The organism is Quyinboa mangrovi, assembly GCF_042219825.1.
Lineage (GTDB): Bacteria > Bacteroidota > Bacteroidia > Bacteroidales > UBA5342 > JBHJHP01.
In genome coordinates this window covers 1-858 of the sequence record NZ_JBHJHQ010000054.1, presented here as the reverse complement: position 1 = coordinate 858, position 858 = coordinate 1, and the positions used below count along the sequence as shown (strand labels likewise).

1 protein-coding gene is annotated in these 858 nt (G+C 38.1%); it reads right to left on the bottom strand.

The annotated features are described in order from the left end of the window. Positions 1 to 204: 204 nt before the first annotated feature. A partial coding sequence (locus ACE1ET_RS20525) for a hypothetical protein (RefSeq protein WP_375730300.1) occupies positions 205 to 858 on the bottom strand: 654 nt, incomplete at its 5' end.

Here is an 858-nt window from a genome sequence, read left to right as displayed (position 1 = left end):
ATCAGAATTATAAATATCAGTGCTATCAATCTTTGCATGACGTTCGTTTTAATGCGCTACAACGTTCCCGCGGTATGGTGTCGTGGCAGTTTCTTTCCGATGGGAAAGGAACTGTCAGGACGAAAAGAGCTGGCTGCGAACGTTTAATAAATTTGTTTAAAAGTACTGCCATGCACTATGACCGCGTGTTAGGCCTTCGTGCTTTTATTTTCTCAATTCAAAGTGTCCTCCATTGGGATGTCTCCCTGCACAATCACAGGTCAAAAATCGGTTACTTTTTACCCAGACTAAACTTGATTTATTCTTGTCATACCAGATACGAACATTAGTCTGGAATTTTATTCTATTATTTACATCCTCTCGTAAATGATTCCAATATGAGCAATATCCACAACCATTTTTGTCAAACTTGACTCCTAATAATTCAAAAGTGGGAATGTCTTTGATTATTTCTAGAATTGCTCTATAGGCAATATCTGCTACCGTATATTGTCCGCCAAAATTAGGAACACTAACTTCCGTTTGAGTTGTGTCATTTAGTTTGTCAATTAAAAGGGGAATGATATTTTGTTTTTGTTTAACTGTCTCCCAGAAAATTTTGTCACCACAACCAACTGATAAGTTAGTAATAACTGTGTCTCGGCAGATGTATGGCATGTCGGTTACAAATTTCAAACTGTCAACCAGTTTTTTATTGTCTGTTTGAGCAGAAGTCAAACAAGGCAGAAGAAACAAAATGTAAGTTAATAATTTCATTATATCTTCTTTTAGCATGAGGCCTAACGTTCCCGCGGTATGCTGTCGTGGCAGTTTCTTTCCGACGGGAAAGGAACTGTCAGGACAAAAGAGACAGCCTGC